Origin of the sequence: Aequorivita soesokkakensis, assembly GCF_001641085.1 — a bacterium.
In the GTDB taxonomy this organism is placed as follows: domain Bacteria; phylum Bacteroidota; class Bacteroidia; order Flavobacteriales; family Flavobacteriaceae; genus Aequorivita; species Aequorivita soesokkakensis.
In genome coordinates, this window is sequence record NZ_LXIE01000011.1 from 85,052 (window position 1) to 103,983 (window position 18,932).

Genomic DNA, 18,932 nt, shown 5'->3' on the forward strand with positions numbered 1-18,932 from the left:
GAATTATTGGTCTTCCTTCAAAAGTGAAAAAAGAATGGATTGAAAAAGCGACAACAACAAGCTGAAAAGTAGCGCCCACCATATTGAAACCACTTCAAAACTATCTACAAAGTAATCTGCCATTAAGATAATAATCGCGTTGATTATAAGGAGGAAAAGCCCGAAAGTAACAATGGTTATCGGCAGGGTTAAAAGCACCAATATTGGTTTAACAAGTAACCGCAATAAAGCAATAACAATAGCAACAATAATTGCAGAGCCGTAACCCTCCACGGCAACTCCCGGAAGGATTTTGGCCAAAACAACAACAGCCACAGCGGTGAGTAAAAGTTTTATTATTAGTTTCATTTTTAATGAGGTTTAAGTTGAATTTAAAGATAAAAAAAACCGCCATCAAACGATAGCGGTTTTTTATAAGTTAATTTATAAAATTATGGGCTATTTGTTACCGTAATGGTTGCATAATTGCCAATATGCACCATTGGGATGGTAGCATCATAGGTATCATTTATTGCTTGAATAATCAAATTTGCAGTGTAAGCATATCCTCTTGGCGTTGGGTGAACACCGTCTAAAGAGAATGCGCCACCAGTTACAAACTGGGAAGTAAGAATGCCACCGTCATAAGCAACGCCACCATTTGCAACTCTTGCTAAAGCAACTTTTGCATCAACATAGGCCAATCCTTTAGCTCCGGCAAGTGCTTGAATAGTTGCATTATATGCGGTGCTTGCAGCTGTTACTCGGGCTTGCTCTGAAACGGCCAATACATATTGATCGCTAAGTGGAATTGAAACGCCAATAACACCTTGAGGGTTGCTTGGGTCTGGGGTTGTTCCCAAAACGGAAGAAGCAGTCAGAACGATTAAATCATCAGATTTCACTTGACGCAATTGGCCCAACAATGCCGCTAATGGCGCTGGCAAACTAAATGGTGGGCCTTGAAGAATTGCTGTAACATCAGTTAAATCATCATCAGTCATAATTGGAAAGTTTTGACCTGCGGAAAAATTAATCATTCTCAGCGCAGCTTCTTCCGGAGTGATAATGCCCACTCCTACCAAACCTGGTAATATTTGTGTATTGTAAGCGCTGAACTGAGCATTTAACTGTGCTGCAGTAGCAGCATCCAAAGGAATTGCATTTCTAGGAACTGTTGTGAAATATGGAATTGAAGTTACTTCAGGAATATTCACTAAAACGCCTTTAGCCCCGGCACCGGTTAAAGCATCAACTTGCTGGCTGTAAACAGAAGCAAAAACGTTTGGGTCTGTAATATCATTTGGCCCATAGGTTGACGGATCAAAATTTCCAGTTTGGTCAACACCTGCCCCACCTGAAGTGGCATAGCTCAATATGTCGTTATTTCCAATCCAAAGACTGAAAAAAGTTGGGTTTTGAGAAGCGGCATCGCCAATAACCGTTGCGCTTTCGCTACTAGCAAAACGAGCAAAATAAGGATTTGCAGCACCTGTTGGAACACCTGCAACATTTCCATAGCCAGGAGCTACCAAGTGAAAACTTTTAGCTCCAGGAACACCCATATTATTAAATGGTCCTGTTAATCTATTAGTAATGTCTGTAGTTGGGGTACCAACCAAACGCACTGGCGAAGGACTGCCGTCCGGGCCAACGGCCAATACAAATCTGTTTTCGGTAATTTGGGCACCTCCCAACAATAGCCCCCCCACATTATCATTCATTAATGGTTGGGTGAATTCGCCACCACCAGCAAAGGAAAATTGCTGTGCCATAATGTTTGGGTAACTGTTTTCCTGACCAGTAATATAAAGTGCTCCATCAGCATAACCAGCGGTCAAAGAGTTTCCAACGGAAACATATTTTGATAGATCGGCCGATCCACTTGTGTAAAAACCTTCATCCGTTACTGGGCTGTCAAATTCTGGGTCGCAACTCACAAAGCCAATAGCTAAAAGTGCGAATGTATATTTAAATATATTTTTCATCTTTTCTGAATTTTTCAATTATAGTTTATAAGTAAGCCCCAATCCTGGAACAAAGGCATTGGTTTTATAAGTTCCTTTAAAAGGAACAGACTGTCCGTTTTCGAAATAATAATTATAGGAAGCATCTATTTCCTTAAAGTATGAATAAAGGAATGATGCATCTATCTGCAAGTGCTCGCCAAGGTTTACGGTTAAACCTGCAGTAAAATTACTACTATCATTTCGTGGAGTTTCTGGCGCAAAATAGCCAGACTGAACTGGAGATTCATCAAAATAATAACCAGCGCGCAAGGTGAACATTTTTGTTGCGTCATACTGCATTCCGAAACGATAAATAGAAGCGTTTTTATAATTACGTGCATTCTTTGAATCTGGAATATCCGGATTTGCAAAATCTATATCCAATGATTTGTAAACATCCCAAAAAGTACGGTTGAAATCAAAAGCAAATGTCCATTTTTCGCAGAAATCGTATGACATACCTACAGTCATTTCAGCAGGCAACGGCAATGAAGCATTAATTTTAGTATCCTCAAAAGGTGTTAATGGCGAGTTTGGAACATTTTCAAAAGTTGCATCGCCGTCTTCAGCATCAAGAATAATTTCGGAACGGTATGTAGCACCAATGTGAAGGTCTTCCGTAAGATTCACCATCGTACTGGCAACCCAACCCCAATTGCTTACACCAGTTGCATCAACAGTAACGTTGGCACGGTTTCCATCAAGATCTGTAAGAGTACGGTTTAGGTTTCTGTTAAAGTTTACCGAACCAGTCACATAAATAGGACCACCCCCAAAACTTATAACATCATTTACTTTAAAGGAAACTGTTGGCTGGATATATATTGCTTTTAAGTCAATATTATTTACCAAATGTGAACCTGCCCAATCGTCTTCATATTTCACTTCACTTCCATAAGGCGTGTAAACACCAAGGCCAAAAGCCAACCAATCGGTCGCCTTATAAGAGGCATATAAATAAAGCGGTGTTCCCACTGGGCTATCTGTGCGCGCGTTGGCGCCACTTTCGGTATCTTGGTAAGCAATGTTGGAAAATACACCGCTAGCCCCGGCAGAGATATTAAATTTATCATCCAAATAAACCAGACCAGCAGGGTTGAAAAACACTAGCTCACTGCTATTTACTATCGCAACACCCGTGTGCCCCATAGCCAAGGCTTTATTGCCCTGCAAACTTACGCGGTAACCTCCCGCATAAGTAACCGCACTTGCAAGTGCAAAAACGGCAATTAATAATACTTTCTTCATAATTGTTTATTTCTTTAAGTTAAATGTGAAAGGAATCTGTTTAATAATAATTTATTTCTTATGCGTGCATAATAAATACCCTTACAATATTATAAAAAATTCATAACATTTTCATAAAATTCGTCGGGATTTTCTGCGTGTAGCCAATGTCCAGCGTTCGAAATTGTTCCAATTTTTGCTTTTGGAAAATGTTTTTTAATCAAAATTTCATCCATCGGTTCAATATAACCGCTTTTTTCGCCCCCTAAAAATAGCGTATCGCCTTTAAAAATAGTGTTTTCAGGAAGAGCTACGCCTACTTCTCCAATTTTTGCTGAAAGGACAGGAAGATTTATACGAAGCCCCAATTCATTTTTATTTTTTCGGTAAAGATTTTTTAGAAGAAAAAGCTTTGTGCCTTCGTCTTTTATATATTTCGAAAGAATATCTTCTGCTTCACCGCGGGACTTTATTTTAGAGAAGTCCAATGCAGAAAGCGCTTTCAAAATATCTTGATGGTGTGGCGGGTAGGCTTTTGGGCCAATATCTGCAACTATTAATTTCGAAACCATTTCAGGATAGGTTACCGCAAACTGCATTGCAACTTTCCCGCCCATGGAATGACCGAGCAGAATTATTTCCTTTAAACCGTGCTCTTCGCAATAATTTTTCAAATCTTCAGCCATTAGTTCATACGAAAATTCATCGCTGTGAAAACTTCGACCGTGATTTCGTTGGTCTAAAAGATGAACTTCATAACCATCTTCCGCCCATCGGTTGCCGAGGGTTTTCCAGTTGTCGCTCATACCGAGGAAGCCGTGGAGGATTACGAAGGGTTTGCCGGAGCCGAGTATTTGGGAGTGTAAAGTCATTAGCTAAGCTTTTTTAAATATTCTGAAATCACTTTCTCCAACCCATCATAAAGCGCCTCACAAATAAGCGCATGCCCAATGCTCACTTCCAAAAGGTTTGGAATATTTTCTTTAAAAAACTTTATGTTTTCCAATGAAAGATCGTGACCTGCGTTGATGCCCAAATTCAATTTGTTTGCAAGAATTGCACATTCCGTATATGGTTTTATTGCTTCTTTATTGCCCAAAGAATATTGCTTGGCGAATTCTTCTGTATACAATTCAATTCTATCGGTTCCCGTTTCTGCGGCGCCTTCAATCATTTTTAAGGTTGGATCTACAAATATGGAAGTGCGGATTCCGTTTCGTTTAAATTCAGAAATTATTTCCTTTAAATAAGCTGCGTGCTTCACAGTATCCCAACCTGCGTTGGAAGTAATTGCATCAACAGCATCGGGAACGAGGGTAACTTGGGTGGGTTTTATTTCCAAAACCATCTTTGTAAAATTATCCATCGGGTTTCCCTCAATGTTGTATTCGGTGGAAACGATGGGTTTTAAATCGTACGCATCTTGATACCGAATGTGGCGTTCATCGGGTCTAGGGTGGATGGTGATTCCTTGTGCGCCAAATTTTTCAATATCCGTTGCAACCCGCAACAAATCAGGCACGTTGCCGCCTCGCGCGTTGCGCAACGTGGCAATTTTGTTTATGTTTACGCTTAATTTTGTCATTTCTTTGTGTTAGAATTAACAAAAATACAAACCTTACAGCGCTTACTGAACCTTTATTTTAAGTAATTTGCATTAAAAAATAGATTGCAATGGAAACCTTGAATTACATCATCAACGATATTGAACCCTTTGACATTTCGGCGAAGATAAAAGATGTGCAAACCGTTTTCAATCAGCTTACCTATTCCCATGTACCCGTTGAAAAGGATGGTCATTATATAGGTTGTGTTTCAGAAAACGATGCGTATTGTTTCGACAACAAAAAATTGCTTAGTGATTTTCAATATGCTTTGGAGCCTTTCCACGTTTTGGAAGATACCAATTGGCTGGATATTTTGGAAGCTTTCGCCCTAAACAACAGCAACATAATGCCTGTTTTGGGTGTGGACAACAAATATTTAGGATATTATGAATTGGGCGACATCATGAGTCTTTTCAACAACACCCCATTTTTAAATGAAACGGGCGGAATTATAGTTGTTGAAAAAGGAATTCAGGATTATTCTTTCAGTGAAGTATGCCAAATTGTGGAATCTAACGGAACCCGAATATTTGGTGTCTTTATTTCAAAAATTGAAAATGACACGGTTCAGGTTACATTAAAAGTGGGTCACACCGCACTTAACAGTATTGTTCAAACTTTTAGAAGATATAATTATAACGTTATTAGCCATCATGAAGAAGATAAATTTTTGGAGGATTTAAAAGAGCGTTCCGAATATTTGGATAAATACCTTAATATATAATTGATGAAAATAGGTATCTACGGCCAGTTTTATCACGAAAATTCTGAAATCTATATTCAGATGTTGCTCGATGCACTTCAGAAGAGAGAGGCAGAAGTACTTATAGAAGCAAATTTTTTGGGCATCATCAACCAAAATCAGGAAATCACGAAAAATTTCTCGGGATTCTCCACTTTTACTGAATTAGATTCCAGCTTCGATCTTTTTTTCAGCATTGGTGGCGATGGAACAATTTTGAAAGCCGTAACATTTGTAAGGGATCTAGGCATTCCTATTGTGGGAATAAATACAGGAAGACTTGGTTTTTTGGCCACAATCCAAAAAGAGGAAATGACGGAAAGCCTAAACCAAATTTTGGAAGGCGAATATTCCATTTCTGAAAGGAGCTTACTTACAGTGGAAACTTTTCCGGAGAGCGACGAAATAAAGCCGCTAAATTTTGCCTTAAACGAAGTAGCCGTAAACCGACGGAACACAACTTCCATGATTAAAGTGGAAACGCTAGTAAACGACAAATACCTCACCTCTTATTGGTCAGACGGGCTTATTGTTGCAACTCCTACGGGCTCTACAGGTTATTCATTGAGCTGCGGCGGACCGGTAATAGACCCGGAGGCTAATAATATTGTACTCACACCTATTGCACCGCATAATCTTAACGCAAGACCTTTGGTAATACCAGATTCCTGCACCATCGCTTTAAAAGTTTCGGGAAGGGAAAGTAGCTTTTTGGTTTCTATGGACTCGCGAATAGCTACACTGGAAAACGAAACAAGTATTATTATAAAAAAAGCGCCTTTCACTATCAAATTACTTCAACTTCACGATGATAGCTTTATAAAAACCCTTCGCAAAAAACTTTTGTGGGGTGAAGACAAGCGCAATTAAACAATAAAACGCTCCAAAATTTGTTAATCAACAGAGACAAATAGGCTTAGAATATAGATAAGCCAAGTTTATTGTTATATTTGCAAACTTTTAAAGAATATGAAGTATTTCGCGACTGTATTTTTAATACTCTCAACAGCGTTTTTAGCACATTCCCAAACATATGAAATTGGCGGAATGATTGGTGGCGCTAACTATATTGGAGATGTTGGGAAAACCAATTATATAAACCCAAATAGTTTAGCGGTAGGCGGTATTTTTAAATGGAACCGCAGTGCCAGACATGCATTTAGGGGTTCGGTAATGGTTGCAAAAATAAAAGGAGACGACTCAAAAAGTTCCAACAGTCGCAGAAAAGAGCGTGGGTATTCTTTTGAAAATACGGTAAAGGAACTTTCTATTGGTATTGAATATACATTTTGGGATTTTGATGTTCATAGCCAAAAAGCAATTTCCACTCCTTATTTATATACTGGGCTTACAGGTTTCAGCTATTCAGCACTTTATAAAAGAAATTCCGGTCAGATTGTTGAATATGACAATGCAGCAAGCATCGCAATCCCAATGGTAGTAGGCTTCAAAGCGAATATGGGCCAAAATGCAATGTTAGGTTTTGAAATTGGAGCCCGATATACATTCACGGACGATTTGGACGGAAGTAACCCCATAAAAGGCTTGGCAGACGAAGAAGGTCTAAAATTCGGAAACACCAATAGTGATGATTGGTATGTATTTACGGGTATAACCGTTACTTTTGCTTTCGGAAGAAAACCTTGCTATTGCAATTTTTAAAAACATAATGGATCAAAAAGACCAAATAGATAAAAACAAACTTCCTCAACATCTTGCCATCATTATGGACGGCAACGGTCGTTGGGCAAAACAGAAAGGTTTGTTCAGGTCTATTGGTCACGAAAACGGCACCAAAGCCGTTCGGGAAATAGTGGAAGGCAGTGCTGAAATTGGAATTCCTTTTTTAACACTCTACGCCTTTTCAACAGAAAACTGGAACCGTCCAAAATTGGAGGTAGAACTGTTGATGAAACTTTTGGTTTCTTCCCTCAAAAAAGAAATAAAGACATTAACGGACAACGATATAAAACTTAACGCAATAGGTAATTTGGACGCTTTGCCAAAAAAAGCGCACAAAGAATTGATGGACGTTATTGAAAAAACCAAGAACAACAAGCGAATGACCCTTACCCTAGCCTTGAGTTATGGTTCAAGGGAAGAAATTACAAAAACAATAAAAGAGATTAGTCTTAAAGTTAAAAATAACCTAATTTCGCCGCATGATATTGATGAAACGGTAATAAATAATCATCTTTACACGCAAAATTTACCAGATGTAGATTTATTGATCCGCACCAGTGGCGAACAGCGCATCAGTAATTTTTTACTATGGCAAATAGCGTACGCCGAGCTGTATTTTACTGAAACACTTTGGCCGGATTATACTAAAAACCATCTTTTTGAAGCAATATTAAATTATCAAAACAGAGAAAGAAGATTTGGAAAAACCAGTGAACAACTCAATCAATAGTTCCCTATTGCATACATACAGAAAATCTTATTGTATTTTATTATTTACAATACTTTCCGTTTTTACACTACAGGCGCAGCAAAAAGAACTTGACAGCGGAAAAAAATACACCATCAATCAAATAACCGTTACAGGCGCACAAAGTTTTAACGAACAAACGGTTATAGCTTTTACCGGCCTTAAAAAAGGAGACCGCATCTACATTCCGGGCGAAAAATTGAGCCAAGTGACCAAAAAACTTTGGGAGCAAAACCTATTTAGCGACATTGCTTTTTATGTTACAAACATGGATGGCGACAGTGTAGATTTGGAACTATACATTGTAGAGCTACCAAAGCTTCACGAAGTAACTATAAACGGGAAAGGCGTCCGCAAAGCAAAACGAAAGGAAATTATTAAGGACAATGATTTGAATGCGGGTGCAAAAATCACAAAAAACCTGCTTACAACCACCAAAAATTACATTACCAACAAATATAAAAAAGACGGTTTTTATAATACCGAAGTATCCATTACTACCACTCCCTATATAGATTCTACAGGTGTTGAAGTTTCAAAAAACATGGCTATCACCGTAGATAAAGGAAAACGTGTTAAGGTAAAAAAGATCACTTTTGAAGGAAACGAACATTTTACCAAGGGTAAATTGAGACGCTCCATGAAAAAGACAAAACGGAAAAATTTTATTCGTTTATGGAAGCGCTCAAAATATACTGAAGAAGGGTTTGAAGAAGACAAAGAATCAATTCTGAAAAAGTACAAATCAAATGGATATCGTGATGCGCGCATTATTAGCGACACTTTAAGGGTTTTGGACAAAAAGAATGTTGCCCTGGACATTAAACTTGAAGAAGGCGATAAGTATTATTTTGGCGATATAAAATTTATTGGAAACAGTGTTTTTACTGATAGCCAGTTGCGCCAAATATTAGGGATAAAAAAAGGTGAAGTTTACAACGGGGTTCTTTTACAGGAACGTATTGCGGACGAAACCGATCCCGAAGCAAATGACCTTACAAACCTATACCAAAACAACGGTTATCTTGCAGCACGTATAAACCCTGTGGAAGTGGCGGTTCGTAACGACACCATAGATTTTGAAATCAGGATAATGGAGCGTAATCTTTTCTATTTTGACCACGTTACGGTTATAGGAAACGATAGAACCAATGACCATGTTATTTACAGGGAATTAAGAACCCGACCCGGACAGAAATACAGCAAACGCGACGTGGTAAGAACCATCCGTGAGTTGGGCCAATTAGGTTTCTTTGATCCAGAGCAGCTTTCTCCAAACTTCAAAAAAGTAGATGAAAACAACGGATTGGTAGATTTGGAATACTCTGTAGTTGAAAAAGGCTCCAGCCAGATTGAGCTTCAAGGAGGTTATGGCGGTGGTGGCTTTGTGGGAACATTAGGGCTTTCATTCAACAACTTTTCACTTCGCAATATTTTCAACTTTGATTCATATAAGCCTCTTCCAATGGGAGATGGACAGAAACTTTCGTTACGTGCGCAAGCAAGTAGTTATTACCAAACCTATAGCCTTTCGCTTACAGAACCTTGGTTAGGCGGTAGAAAACCGGTACAATTATCTACTTCATTTTCACATACCATTCAGAATTTTTATGATTATAACAACCGACGGGCAGATAAATCCAGAAGCTTTACAATTACTGGTGGTTCAATTGGTTTGGCAAAAAAGATAAAATGGCCTGATGATTATTTTGTGTGGTCAAATGCCATTAGTTTCCAACACTACAACCTTAATAATTACAATACCGGATTGTTTACGTTTGGGGATGGATATTCAAACAACCTTGCATATACAATAGGTATAAGCCGAAACAACACAGCGACCAACCCCATTTATCCTACTTCGGGTTCAGATTTTAGTATTACAGCGAAACTTACTTTACCGTATTCAGCCTTTAACAGTGTAGATTATAAAGCACTTGCTGATGAAAGGGATTTGCTTTCCCAAACACTGCCTGACAATCCTGAATATGTTGACGACAACAAGCGAATTTCAGAAATTGACCAAGAGCGTTTCAAGTGGCTAGAATATTATAAAATCAAGTTTAAAGGAACTTGGTACACCAGAATGATTGGCAAAATGGTTCTTCGCACCAACACTGAATTTGGATTCTTGGGTGCTTATAATCAAGATCGAGGCGTTCCTCCATTCGAAAGATTTTTCGTTGGTGGAGATGGGCTTGGCGCGTATAGTTTGGACGGTAGGGAAGTGATCCAGATGAGAGGTTACCCCAACCAGTCACTTTCTGATACTGACGGAAATACGATTTACAATAAATTTTCGTTAGAGTTAAGATATCCTGTTACCTTAAAACAACTTGCATCCATTTATGTGCTTGGCTTTGTGGAAGGTGGAGCATCTTATGATGGGTTCAGGAATTACAATCCTTTTGAATTAAAACGTTCCGCTGGCGCAGGATTACGTATATTTATGCCTGCATTTGGACTTTTAGGTATTGACTTTGGATATGGATTTGACCCTGTTTTGGGCGGTACAGAGAAGAACGGATGGGAAACCCACTTTATCATTGGACAACAATTTTAAAAACTGGCACGATATTTTCTTAAACAACAACCAACTAATATGAAGACAAAAAAAATACTATTTTTTACCCTTTCCCTTTTTTGCTTCACCTTTATGGCTGAAGCTCAAAAAGGCGTTCGCATAGGATATATTGATATGGAATATATTTTAGAAAGTGTTCCAGAATACAAAGAAGCTTCCATCCAATTGGAAGGTAAGGTTCAACGCTGGAAACAGGATATTGAAAAAAAGCAGAAAGAAATTGATCAAATGAAATTGAACCTTGCTAATGAAAGGGTTCTTCTTACCAAAGAATTGATTGACGAGCGCGAAGAGGAAATTAAAATAAAGGAAGATGAAATGCTTCAATACCAACAGGATCGTTTTGGCCCTAATGGTGATTTGATGATTCAAAGAAGACAATTGGTGCAGCCCATCCAGGATCAGGTTTTCAATATTGTGCAGGAAATTGCTGAAGCAAAAAAATATGATTTCATTTTTGATAAATCTGCAGACGTTGTTATGCTTTTTGCTGCAAAAAGAAACGACATCAGTGATGCAGTTCTTAGAAGTATAGAACGAGCAGGAAGAAGAGTTCAGGCTGCAAACAAAAAGGAACAAAGAAAAATTGAACAAAGCGAGGATCCGCTTGATGGGCCAATAACCGCAGAAGAAAAAGAAAAAGTAGCAGAAAAGCAAGAGCGTCAAGAAGCTGTTGAAGCCAAAAAAACCGAACGTGAGGAAATGATGGCACAAAGGCAAAGAGAGCGGGATTCAATTAGAGCCGTTAAAAAGCAGGAATTTGAAGATCGCAGACAACGCTTGATTGAAGAAAGAGAACGAAGAAGAGATTCCATTATGAATTCACGCCAAAATAGAAACAACACTCCTTCTGGGGGGAACGAAGGTGGAGATGGTCAAGAAGGTGGAGAATAAATTTTAAATACTTTTACACTTATAATAAAATAACACTTAAATTAAATACACTTACAATGAAAAAAATGAAAACGTTATTAGTTGCAATTGCACTTTTCGTTGGGGCTACAAGTTTTGTAAATGCCCAATCAAAAATTGCTCATATTAATGCACAGGAATTGATCGAGGCAATGCCAGAATACAAGGCAGCACAAAGCCAATTGGAAAAAGTGCAGAAAACCTATGACACTGAGATTAAAGCAATGGCCAAGGAACTTGATACCAAAATGAGACAATACGATAGCGAGGCTGCTGGCAAAACAGACGCTGAAAATCAAAAAAGAGTTGAAGAAGTTCAAGGTATGCAGAATAACATTCAAGCATACAGACAACAAGCACTTCAGGATTTAGACAATAAAAGAACCGATATTTTCAAGCCAATCCTTGAAAAAGCACAATCTACAATTCAAAGAGTAGCTAAAGCACAAGGCTTTCAATATGTTTTGGATTCAACTGTAGGTAGCGGTGTTATCCTTGCCGATGGTAAAGATCTTATGGCAGACGTTAAAAAAGAATTGGGAATGTAATTCTTTTTTAGGCTTATAAAATTTTAAAAACTGTCCGTTATTAACGGACAGTTTTTTTATTCCCAAATTTGAAGTAATTGGCTACTTTTACGATATGGATAAAAACAGTCCCATAGGAGTTTTTGATTCGGGAGTTGGTGGCTCCTCCATTTGGCAGGAAATTAATAAACTTATGCCAAATGAAAATACAATCTATCTTGCAGATAGTAAAAATGCGCCTTACGGAAACAAATCTTCAGATGAAATAACCGCTCTCAGCATCAAGAATGTTGAAGAGTTGCTCGAACTGGGCTGTAAAATAATAGTTGTGGCCTGCAACACGGCTACTACAAATGCCATTTCAACACTTCGGGAAAAATATGAAATTCCCATTATCGGAATAGAACCCGCAATAAAACCCGCAGCCCTGCAAACCACCTCAAAAAGTATTGGAATTTTAGCGACAAAGGGAACGCTTAGCAGCGCTCTCTTCAGCAGAACAACTAGAGAATTTACAAAAGATATTAGTGTAGTTGAAATTATTGGTGAAGGGCTTGTACCTTTAATTGAAGCGGGAAATCTTGACGGCCCTGAAATGATTTCGCTTTTGAAAAAACATACCAAACCGATGATTGATGCAAATGTTGATTATGTGGTTTTGGGCTGCAGCCACTATCCGTATATTATTCCGCAGTTGAAAAAAATTCTTCCCGAGAACGTGAAAATTATCGATTCCGGCGAAGCGGTTGCAAGGCAAACTAAAACAGTTTTGCAAAGCTTGAATTTGCTTCGCGAAGAAAATACAAAGCCGAAACTTCAGTTTTTCACAAACGCTGAAACCAATACTTTAAAATTTCTACTGAAAGAGTATTCAGAAAAAATTTCCGTAGAAAAAATAGATTTTTGATTATTCCTTAAACCACGAAGAATACATAACATAATTATTTGCAATCCTTTCTATTTCACCTTTGGTAAGTTCAGGGCTTATGTCTTTTATCTTTTTGGCAGGAATGCCTGCATAAATGCTTCCACTTTCCACTCTCGTGTTTTTTGAAACCACGGCGCCAGCAGCAATTATTGTGTTGCTCTCTATTACACAATCGTCCATAACAATACTTCCCATCCCGATCAACACATTATCATGAATTGTGCAACCGTGAACTATGGCATTGTGTCCAATAGACACATTATTGCCAATAGTTGTGGGCGAAGTTTTATAAGTTGCGTGAATCACAGCGCCGTCCTGCACATTCACTTTATTGCCCATTTTGATGAAATTCACATCGCCGCGAATTACAGCGTTAAACCAAACGCTACATTCATTACCTATCACCACATCGCCAACTATAGTAGCATTTTCAGCAATGTAACAATCTTCGGGGATTTGGGGGTGTTTTCCGTTTACTTCTCTAATAATCATTTTTTAGGTTTGTGATTTGTGATTTCAGGTTGCAGGTTGCAGGTTGCAGGTTGCAAAATAAAGCTAAAATAAGACATCTCGCCAAACTTGCAACTTGCAACTTTGAACTTTTCACCCAAAATAAGCCAACAAATCCTTCTTCCGCGAAGGACTTACCATTATTTCCTTTCCGCTGGAAAGCACTACGCTCCCACCCTTTCCTTTTTTGTATTCGGTAATTTCGTTCACATTTACCAAATAGGATTTATGTACTCTTGCAAAGCCATTTTCCGAAAGCGAATCCTCAAAATATTTCAAGGTTTTGCTCACCAATCGCTTTCCAACTTTTAGATGAATCTGCGTGTAATTATCATCGGCTTGGCAATACAATATATCTTCCATTTGAAGCACTTCAAAACCGTTTTGCAGCGGAATTGTAATCTTTCCCGCAACCTGCGTTTGTAACGGCTTTAAAATTGAATTCTGCAGATTGTTTTCCTTCGTTTTTATTTCCGAAACGTAATCAACAGCCTCAATCAATTTATCAATGGAAATTGGTTTCAGCAAATAATAGGAAGCATGGGCGTTTAAAGCATCAATTGCATAATGGTTATAAGCCGTCACAAAAACAGTTTCAAACTGCCTGTCGCCAACTTTATCGAGCAAATCGAAAGCATTTCCATAAGGCATTTCCACATCGAGAAAAACTACATCCAAATCATTGTTTCGTATTAAGACCAAAGCATCATCTACGTTTGCGGCCTCACCTTTCAAGACAATATTCGGGCAGTATTTCGCCAAATAATTCCTCAGAATTTCGCGGCTTGTCTCTTCGTCTTCAACAATTATTGCGTTTAATTTCATCAGTCTTTCTTTAAAATAAGTTCAACTTTGGTTCCTTCGTTATTTTCAAAAACGTTTTCCACTTTTACATCCACTTTGTCCTTATACATTTGGTTTAAAATAGCAATCCGTTTTTGCGTGTTCCCCATTCCTTTTGATTTTTGTTTCTTTTGGTTTTCGGTTTTGAATTCGTTCGATTTAGAACGGCCAATTCCATCATCGATAATGGAAATTTTTATGGTTTCGGAATCTATTTGCGCGAAATTAATTTCCAACAATCCTTTTTCCTCTTTGTACCGAAGTCCGTGCCAAACGGCGTTTTCCACATACGGCTGAAGCAACATTGGCGGAATTACAAATTCATTCAACTTTATGTTTTCGTCAATCGAAATTTTATAGTCGAATTTATCCTTAAACCGAAAATGTTCCAATTTCACATACAGTTCAAGCAGCTCAATTTCTTTTTCCAAATGAATAAAATCCTCTTCGCTGTTTTCCAAAACGGAACGCATCAACAGTGAAAAATCGGTCAAATATTTGTTCGCCGTACGCTCGTCATTTACCGCAATAAAGCTATTTACGGAATTCAGTGCATTAAAAATAAAATGCGGATTCATCTGCGACCGAAGCGATTTCAGCGCCAAAATATTATTGGCAAATTTTTGTTGTTTCACGTTTTTATACTGTGTATAAGCCGCAAAAAACAAAAGCAACACTATTAAAATCAAAGACCCAATAATCCATTTTTGAATTCGGTCATTCTTTTGAATGAGCTCTTGGTTTTCAAAAGCGAGTTTGTAGCGGCTTTCATTCAATTTTCGGTCGTTTTCAAGACTGGCAATTCGGTTTTGTTTCTGTGTAATCTCTTTACTGAAACGTGCTGCTTGGCTTATTTCTTGTTCTTTTTTTATGTAAAGCTCATCCACCACTTCCACATATCGCTGATAGCTCTCGGTAGCTTTATCAAACTCGCCAATGTCCCGATAAATTTCAGAAAGCTTTCGCACGGCATCTTTTTGCACAATCAAATCTTCCTTTTTATCTGCCTCCGCAATACTTTTTTCGAGATACGGAATTGCCTGCTTATACTTTTCCTGAGCCACAAAGGCATTTGCAATTTTATAGTTTTGGCGTTGAGGTGTTAGTGCTTCATCTTCAACGGTGGCGCCTTTATCCATTGAATTTAATTCTTCCAAGGTTTCTTCCCGAAGTTGGATTTCCTTTTCATAATCACGGTTTTGGTTGTAAAAATCGGCTACTTTATTTTTTTCAGATACTGCGCGCTGTTTATTTTCCTTTTTGGCAAGTTTCAATGAATTGTCAAAATATTCCTCCGCTTCGCTCAACGCGCCACTTTGTGCATAAGCCTCGCCAATCTTGGAATTTAAGTTTGTGATTTTTGGGGTAATTCTATTTTCTTTGGCTGTGTCCAATGCCTTTTGGTAGTTAAAAACACTTTTCACCCCGTCGCCAATAGCTTTGTAGGTATCGCCCAAGCCTTCGTAAACTTCCACTTTTTGATAACCGGAAAGATTATCTTTTAACAATTTTTGAAATTCCGAAATACTTTCCTGATAATTTTTGTTCTGCGCAAATGCCTTTGCCAATTTAATCGCCACATCTGTATTGCTGCTATTTTGAAGGCTTTGTTTGAAATTATCAATCGCTAAATCTGGCTGGCTCCAAAACAAATTGATATCGCCCAAAGTTTCAAAGGCCAGACTTTTTTCTTTTTTTGAAATAGTTTGTCCCCGTTTCGGCTCCAATGCTTTGGTTACGTATTCAATACTTTTTTGTGCATCTTTTTTCAGAAAAAATTTAGCAGAATCCAAATAAACATTGAAACCGGCTTGCCTACCGTTTTGGGAGGTTTTTGAAACAACCGGCGCAGATTCAGTTTTGGCCTTTTCCACCCGGACCGTTACAAAGTCGTTTTCCTTGATTGTGTAATAAACCGTAACAAAATCATCACTTTTTATCACCAGCTCGTCACCTATTTTTGCTGAAATGGCAAACCTGCCCGAAAAATTCGTTGTAGTGTATTGGCCCCCCAGAATCTCAACGTTCACCTTTGGGATAGGCATATTGGTTTCGCCATCAATCACTTCGCCCTTGAGCATAAATGATTTATTTTCCAAAGAACGCTTCACTTGCGAAAAGCTTTCTTCCGAAGAAAAAAGGACAACTATAAATAAAAGGAAAAAAAGTTTTTTCATTTCGTCTTTAAAACGGTAAACATACGCACTTTGGCGCAATGCCTAAAATTACGTTTTTCTGAAATAGCTTCTGCAAAGGTGAAAAAAGAATACTTCACTCATCCAAAAATACTTTTCCCTAATTGATACAAACTGCTTCCTCAAAGTCTATTTTTTAAGAAAAATGTTCGCCATAGGTTTACATTAAAATAAATATGACCGTTATGAAAAAATCTCAAATTATTCTTTTGGCTTTAATGCTCGCACTTACATATTCCTGCAAAGCAGACACGAAAAAGACCGATAAACAATTATTGGCAGCAATAGAAACGCCGAAAAAAGAACACTATATAAAAGTGGCTTTATTACTTGACACAAGCAACAGCATGGACGGATTGATCGACCAAGCCAAGGCCCAACTTTGGGAAATTGTAAACGAACTCAGCTACGCAAAATGCCGTAATGACCGTCCTAAACTTCAAATTGCTTTATACGAATACGGGAATGATAATTTGAGTTCGCGTGACAATTACATTCGAAAAATTTTAAGCTTTACTGAAGATTTTGACGATGTATCGAAAGAACTTTTTTCACTCACAACAAACGGCGGAAGCGAATACTGCGGGGCGGTAATTCAGGAATCATTAAATAAACTTGATTGGGGAAACGAAAATGATGATTTAAAAATGGTTTTTATTGCGGGTAATGAACCTTTCAATCAAGGCAAAATTAATTATAAAGATGCAGCAATGGCCGCAAAAGAAGACGGTATTGTAGTAAATACTATTTTCTGTGGGGATTATAAACACGGAATTGATAGTTACTGGAAAGATGGCGCCCAACTTACTTATGGCGATTATATGGCCATCAATCAAAACCAGCAAACTGTTTATGTTCCCTCTCCATATGATGATGTAATTATTCAACTAAACATAAAACTGAACAACACCTATGTACCTTATGGATCGCGTGGAGAAATGAAACAAGCCATGCAACAGGAGCAGGACGCAAATGCCGAGGAATATAGCAAGGCAAACGCCGTGAGCCGAACAGTTTCAAAAGGAAGCCATCTTTACACCAACAGTACTTGGGATTTGGTAGATGCCGAAAAAGAAGCAGGTTTTAGTTATGACAAATTGAAGAAAGATGAATTGCCCCAGGAACTGAAAGGTAAATCTAATTCTGAAATAAAGAAATATCTTGAAACGAAGCGAAACGAAAGAGAAGCAATTCAAAATGAAATAAAGGAATTGAATGAACAGCGCCGGAAATACATTTCAGAAAATAGCAAACAAATAGACAACGGTTTGGAAAATGCAATGGTGCAAGCCATAAAAAAGCAAGCTGAAAAAAAGAATTACACGTGGGAATAACTCTCTTTAACAAATAAAAAAAGCCTGATACTTTTAAAAGTATCAGGCTTTTTCTTTTACGAAATATATAATTTAGTTAATGGCTGGACAATTACAATCATACGGTTCTGGTCTTCCACCCAAAAAGTCGTAACCCAAAGTAATTTGATGAAAACCACCACTTTGGAATTTTACATTTCCAGCTTGGTAAGAATAGGTGTATGCGAACATAAAATTCTTATAATTAATACCTAAAACCGGTGTGAAATATTGCAATTTTTGCACCTTTACTTCTTCCCCATTAAGGTATTCTGCACCATCAAGGCTTCTTCTGTATGACAGTCCGCCCCACAGTTGTCCAAAATCCATTGTTCTGTAAGCCTTAAAATTTACGTCAATAGCTTGTTCACCTGTACGTTCGCTCCATTGAAAAAGGAAGGAAGGCTCATAGCTCCAATCGGCTCCATATTTACCAATAGCATATGCTGCGGAAATCAAGTATTTACGTTGATTGTTAGATTCGTATTTTTCTGTATAAATCGACCTATTTTGAAATATGATATTTTTCACGGTAAAATGCCCGGAGAAATCCAAAAAGTTATACGAAAGACCAGCATCCACATTAAAATAAGAAGTGCTTTGAATAATTCCTGCAATTACTGGGTCGAAATCCGTTAGATCAAAATTAGTCTCATCGAGTCTAGATTGGGTCAATCCCGCACTCAAACCAAAGGACAACTGGTTAAGGTCTGCCTCACTTCTTGAAAACATAATATGGTGGGCATAGGTAACATATCCTCCAGTTTGCGAATGATAGCCATTTTTATCGTTATATAAAATAACTCCTACCCCAGATTGCTCACCAAGGCGTGCATTAAAGCTTAGCGTCTGAAGATTTGGGGCTTCATTTTGATCAAACCACTGTTGCCGCGCAGTTAACCGTACTTGGTTATGTGTGGCCGCACCTGCCATAGACGGATGAATTAAATAGAGGTTATCTGAAAAATAATCTGAATATATCGGTATTCCATCTTGGGAAAATCCATAAAAAGATGTCAACAAAAGTAGGATGAGGGAGATTCGTTTAATATTCATAGTTTCTTTTTATCGTTTTAAGGTAAAATG

Annotated in this window: 18 protein-coding genes; 9 read left to right on the forward strand and 9 right to left on the reverse strand. The window is 38.0% G+C overall.

Features of this window, described 5'->3' with window-relative positions:
- Positions 1–3: 3 nt before the first annotated feature.
- From A7A78_RS06130 to A7A78_RS06150, 5 genes are all read right to left on the reverse strand, one after another.
- Positions 4–348: a phage holin family protein gene (locus tag A7A78_RS06130; RefSeq protein ID WP_068761562.1), complete on the reverse strand. Its 345-nt coding sequence runs from the start codon at positions 346–348 to the stop codon at positions 4–6.
- An 83-nt stretch (positions 349–431) separates the two neighbouring features.
- A complete protein-coding gene (locus tag A7A78_RS06135; protein WP_068761587.1) occupies positions 432–1,967 on the reverse strand; it encodes an SGNH/GDSL hydrolase family protein in 1,536 nt (511 codons plus the stop codon).
- Positions 1,968–1,985: 18 nt separating this feature from the next.
- Positions 1,986–3,236 (reverse strand): OmpP1/FadL family transporter, encoded by a 1,251-nt coding sequence (locus A7A78_RS06140; RefSeq protein WP_068761563.1) that lies wholly within the window; start codon positions 3,234–3,236, stop codon positions 1,986–1,988.
- 89 nt (positions 3,237–3,325) lie between these two features.
- Positions 3,326–4,087 (reverse strand): alpha/beta fold hydrolase, encoded by a 762-nt coding sequence (locus A7A78_RS06145; protein WP_068761564.1) that lies wholly within the window; start codon positions 4,085–4,087, stop codon positions 3,326–3,328.
- The gene (locus A7A78_RS06150; RefSeq protein ID WP_068761565.1) at positions 4,087–4,800 is read right to left on the reverse strand and encodes a pyridoxine 5'-phosphate synthase; all 714 of its coding nucleotides are present in this window, start codon (positions 4,798–4,800) and stop codon (positions 4,087–4,089) included. The genes A7A78_RS06145 and A7A78_RS06150 overlap by 1 nt, the downstream gene beginning before the upstream one ends.
- A gap of 89 nt (positions 4,801–4,889) precedes the next feature.
- Between A7A78_RS06150 and A7A78_RS06155 the strand changes: the two genes are divergently transcribed.
- From A7A78_RS06155 to murI, 8 genes are all read left to right on the forward strand, one after another.
- Positions 4,890–5,546 (forward strand): CBS domain-containing protein, encoded by a 657-nt coding sequence (locus A7A78_RS06155; protein ID WP_068761566.1) that lies wholly within the window; start codon positions 4,890–4,892, stop codon positions 5,544–5,546.
- Between the two features lie 3 nt (positions 5,547–5,549).
- Complete coding sequence (locus A7A78_RS06160; RefSeq protein ID WP_068761567.1) at positions 5,550–6,434, forward strand: NAD kinase; 885 nt, start codon at positions 5,550–5,552, stop codon at positions 6,432–6,434.
- 99 nt (positions 6,435–6,533) lie between these two features.
- Positions 6,534–7,226 carry a type IX secretion system protein PorG gene (gene porG / locus A7A78_RS06165; protein ID WP_068761568.1) on the forward strand — a complete coding sequence of 231 codons (693 nt, stop codon included), beginning with the start codon at positions 6,534–6,536 and terminating at the stop codon, positions 7,224–7,226.
- A gap of 7 nt (positions 7,227–7,233) precedes the next feature.
- Complete coding sequence (locus A7A78_RS06170) at positions 7,234–7,977, forward strand: isoprenyl transferase (RefSeq protein ID WP_068761588.1); 744 nt, start codon at positions 7,234–7,236, stop codon at positions 7,975–7,977.
- Positions 7,958–10,558 (forward strand): BamA/OMP85 family outer membrane protein, encoded by a 2,601-nt coding sequence (locus A7A78_RS06175; RefSeq protein WP_068761589.1) that lies wholly within the window; start codon positions 7,958–7,960, stop codon positions 10,556–10,558. The genes A7A78_RS06170 and A7A78_RS06175 overlap by 20 nt, the downstream gene beginning before the upstream one ends.
- Before the next feature lie 39 nt (positions 10,559–10,597).
- Positions 10,598–11,473 (forward strand): OmpH/Skp family outer membrane protein, encoded by an 876-nt coding sequence (locus A7A78_RS06180; protein WP_068761569.1) that lies wholly within the window; start codon positions 10,598–10,600, stop codon positions 11,471–11,473.
- 56 nt (positions 11,474–11,529) lie between these two features.
- Complete coding sequence (locus tag A7A78_RS06185) at positions 11,530–12,039, forward strand: OmpH/Skp family outer membrane protein (RefSeq protein WP_068761570.1); 510 nt, start codon at positions 11,530–11,532, stop codon at positions 12,037–12,039.
- A gap of 94 nt (positions 12,040–12,133) precedes the next feature.
- Positions 12,134–12,925 carry a glutamate racemase gene (gene murI, locus A7A78_RS06190; protein WP_068761571.1) on the forward strand — a complete coding sequence of 264 codons (792 nt, stop codon included), beginning with the start codon at positions 12,134–12,136 and terminating at the stop codon, positions 12,923–12,925.
- On the opposite strand, the gene A7A78_RS06195 is transcribed toward murI, so the two are convergent.
- The 3 genes from A7A78_RS06195 to A7A78_RS06205 all read right to left on the reverse strand — a co-directional run bounded on the left by A7A78_RS06195 (position 12,926) and on the right by A7A78_RS06205 (position 16,476).
- Positions 12,926–13,438 carry a gamma carbonic anhydrase family protein gene (locus tag A7A78_RS06195; protein WP_068761572.1) on the reverse strand — a complete coding sequence of 171 codons (513 nt, stop codon included), beginning with the start codon at positions 13,436–13,438 and terminating at the stop codon, positions 12,926–12,928.
- A 111-nt stretch (positions 13,439–13,549) separates the two neighbouring features.
- The gene (locus tag A7A78_RS06200; protein WP_068761573.1) at positions 13,550–14,281 is read right to left on the reverse strand and encodes a LytR/AlgR family response regulator transcription factor; all 732 of its coding nucleotides are present in this window, start codon (positions 14,279–14,281) and stop codon (positions 13,550–13,552) included.
- Entirely contained in the window at positions 14,281–16,476 is a 2,196-nt protein-coding gene (locus tag A7A78_RS06205; RefSeq protein WP_068761590.1) for a histidine kinase, read from the reverse strand. The genes A7A78_RS06200 and A7A78_RS06205 overlap by 1 nt, the downstream gene beginning before the upstream one ends.
- A 203-nt stretch (positions 16,477–16,679) precedes the next feature.
- Between A7A78_RS06205 and A7A78_RS06210 the strand changes: the two genes are divergently transcribed.
- Positions 16,680–17,828, forward strand: a complete 1,149-nt coding sequence (locus tag A7A78_RS06210) for a vWA domain-containing protein (RefSeq protein WP_068761591.1) — start codon at positions 16,680–16,682, stop codon at positions 17,826–17,828.
- Between the two features lie 72 nt (positions 17,829–17,900).
- Here the strand turns inward: A7A78_RS06210 and A7A78_RS06215 are convergent, their stop codons facing one another.
- Positions 17,901–18,902: a PorP/SprF family type IX secretion system membrane protein gene (locus tag A7A78_RS06215; RefSeq protein ID WP_068761574.1), complete on the reverse strand. Its 1,002-nt coding sequence runs from the start codon at positions 18,900–18,902 to the stop codon at positions 17,901–17,903.
- Positions 18,903–18,932 lie beyond the last annotated feature (30 nt).

Excerpts from the sequence above, each read along its gene's own strand:
- A7A78_RS06130 (WP_068761562.1), bottom strand. The coding sequence starts at position 348 with ATGAAACTAATAATAAAACTTTTACTCACCGCTGTGGCTGTTGTTGTT.
- A7A78_RS06135 (WP_068761587.1), bottom strand. The coding sequence starts at position 1,967 with ATGAAAAATATATTTAAATATACATTCGCACTTTTAGCTATTGGCTTT.
- A7A78_RS06140 (WP_068761563.1), bottom strand. The coding sequence starts at position 3,236 with ATGAAGAAAGTATTATTAATTGCCGTTTTTGCACTTGCAAGTGCGGTT.
- A7A78_RS06145 (WP_068761564.1), bottom strand. The coding sequence starts at position 4,087 with ATGACTTTACACTCCCAAATACTCGGCTCCGGCAAACCCTTCGTAATC.
- A7A78_RS06150 (WP_068761565.1), bottom strand. The coding sequence starts at position 4,800 with ATGACAAAATTAAGCGTAAACATAAACAAAATTGCCACGTTGCGCAAC.
- A7A78_RS06155 (WP_068761566.1), top strand. The coding sequence starts at position 4,890 with ATGGAAACCTTGAATTACATCATCAACGATATTGAACCCTTTGACATT.
- A7A78_RS06160 (WP_068761567.1), top strand. The coding sequence starts at position 5,550 with ATGAAAATAGGTATCTACGGCCAGTTTTATCACGAAAATTCTGAAATC.
- porG (WP_068761568.1), top strand. The coding sequence starts at position 6,534 with ATGAAGTATTTCGCGACTGTATTTTTAATACTCTCAACAGCGTTTTTA.
- A7A78_RS06170 (WP_068761588.1), top strand. The coding sequence starts at position 7,234 with ATGGATCAAAAAGACCAAATAGATAAAAACAAACTTCCTCAACATCTT.
- A7A78_RS06180 (WP_068761569.1), top strand. The coding sequence starts at position 10,598 with ATGAAGACAAAAAAAATACTATTTTTTACCCTTTCCCTTTTTTGCTTC.
- A7A78_RS06185 (WP_068761570.1), top strand. The coding sequence starts at position 11,530 with ATGAAAAAAATGAAAACGTTATTAGTTGCAATTGCACTTTTCGTTGGG.
- murI (WP_068761571.1), top strand. The coding sequence starts at position 12,134 with ATGGATAAAAACAGTCCCATAGGAGTTTTTGATTCGGGAGTTGGTGGC.
- A7A78_RS06195 (WP_068761572.1), bottom strand. The coding sequence starts at position 13,438 with ATGATTATTAGAGAAGTAAACGGAAAACACCCCCAAATCCCCGAAGAT.
- A7A78_RS06200 (WP_068761573.1), bottom strand. The coding sequence starts at position 14,281 with ATGAAATTAAACGCAATAATTGTTGAAGACGAAGAGACAAGCCGCGAA.
- A7A78_RS06205 (WP_068761590.1), bottom strand. The coding sequence starts at position 16,476 with ATGAAAAAACTTTTTTTCCTTTTATTTATAGTTGTCCTTTTTTCTTCG.
- A7A78_RS06210 (WP_068761591.1), top strand. The coding sequence starts at position 16,680 with ATGAAAAAATCTCAAATTATTCTTTTGGCTTTAATGCTCGCACTTACA.
- A7A78_RS06215 (WP_068761574.1), bottom strand. The coding sequence starts at position 18,902 with ATGAATATTAAACGAATCTCCCTCATCCTACTTTTGTTGACATCTTTT.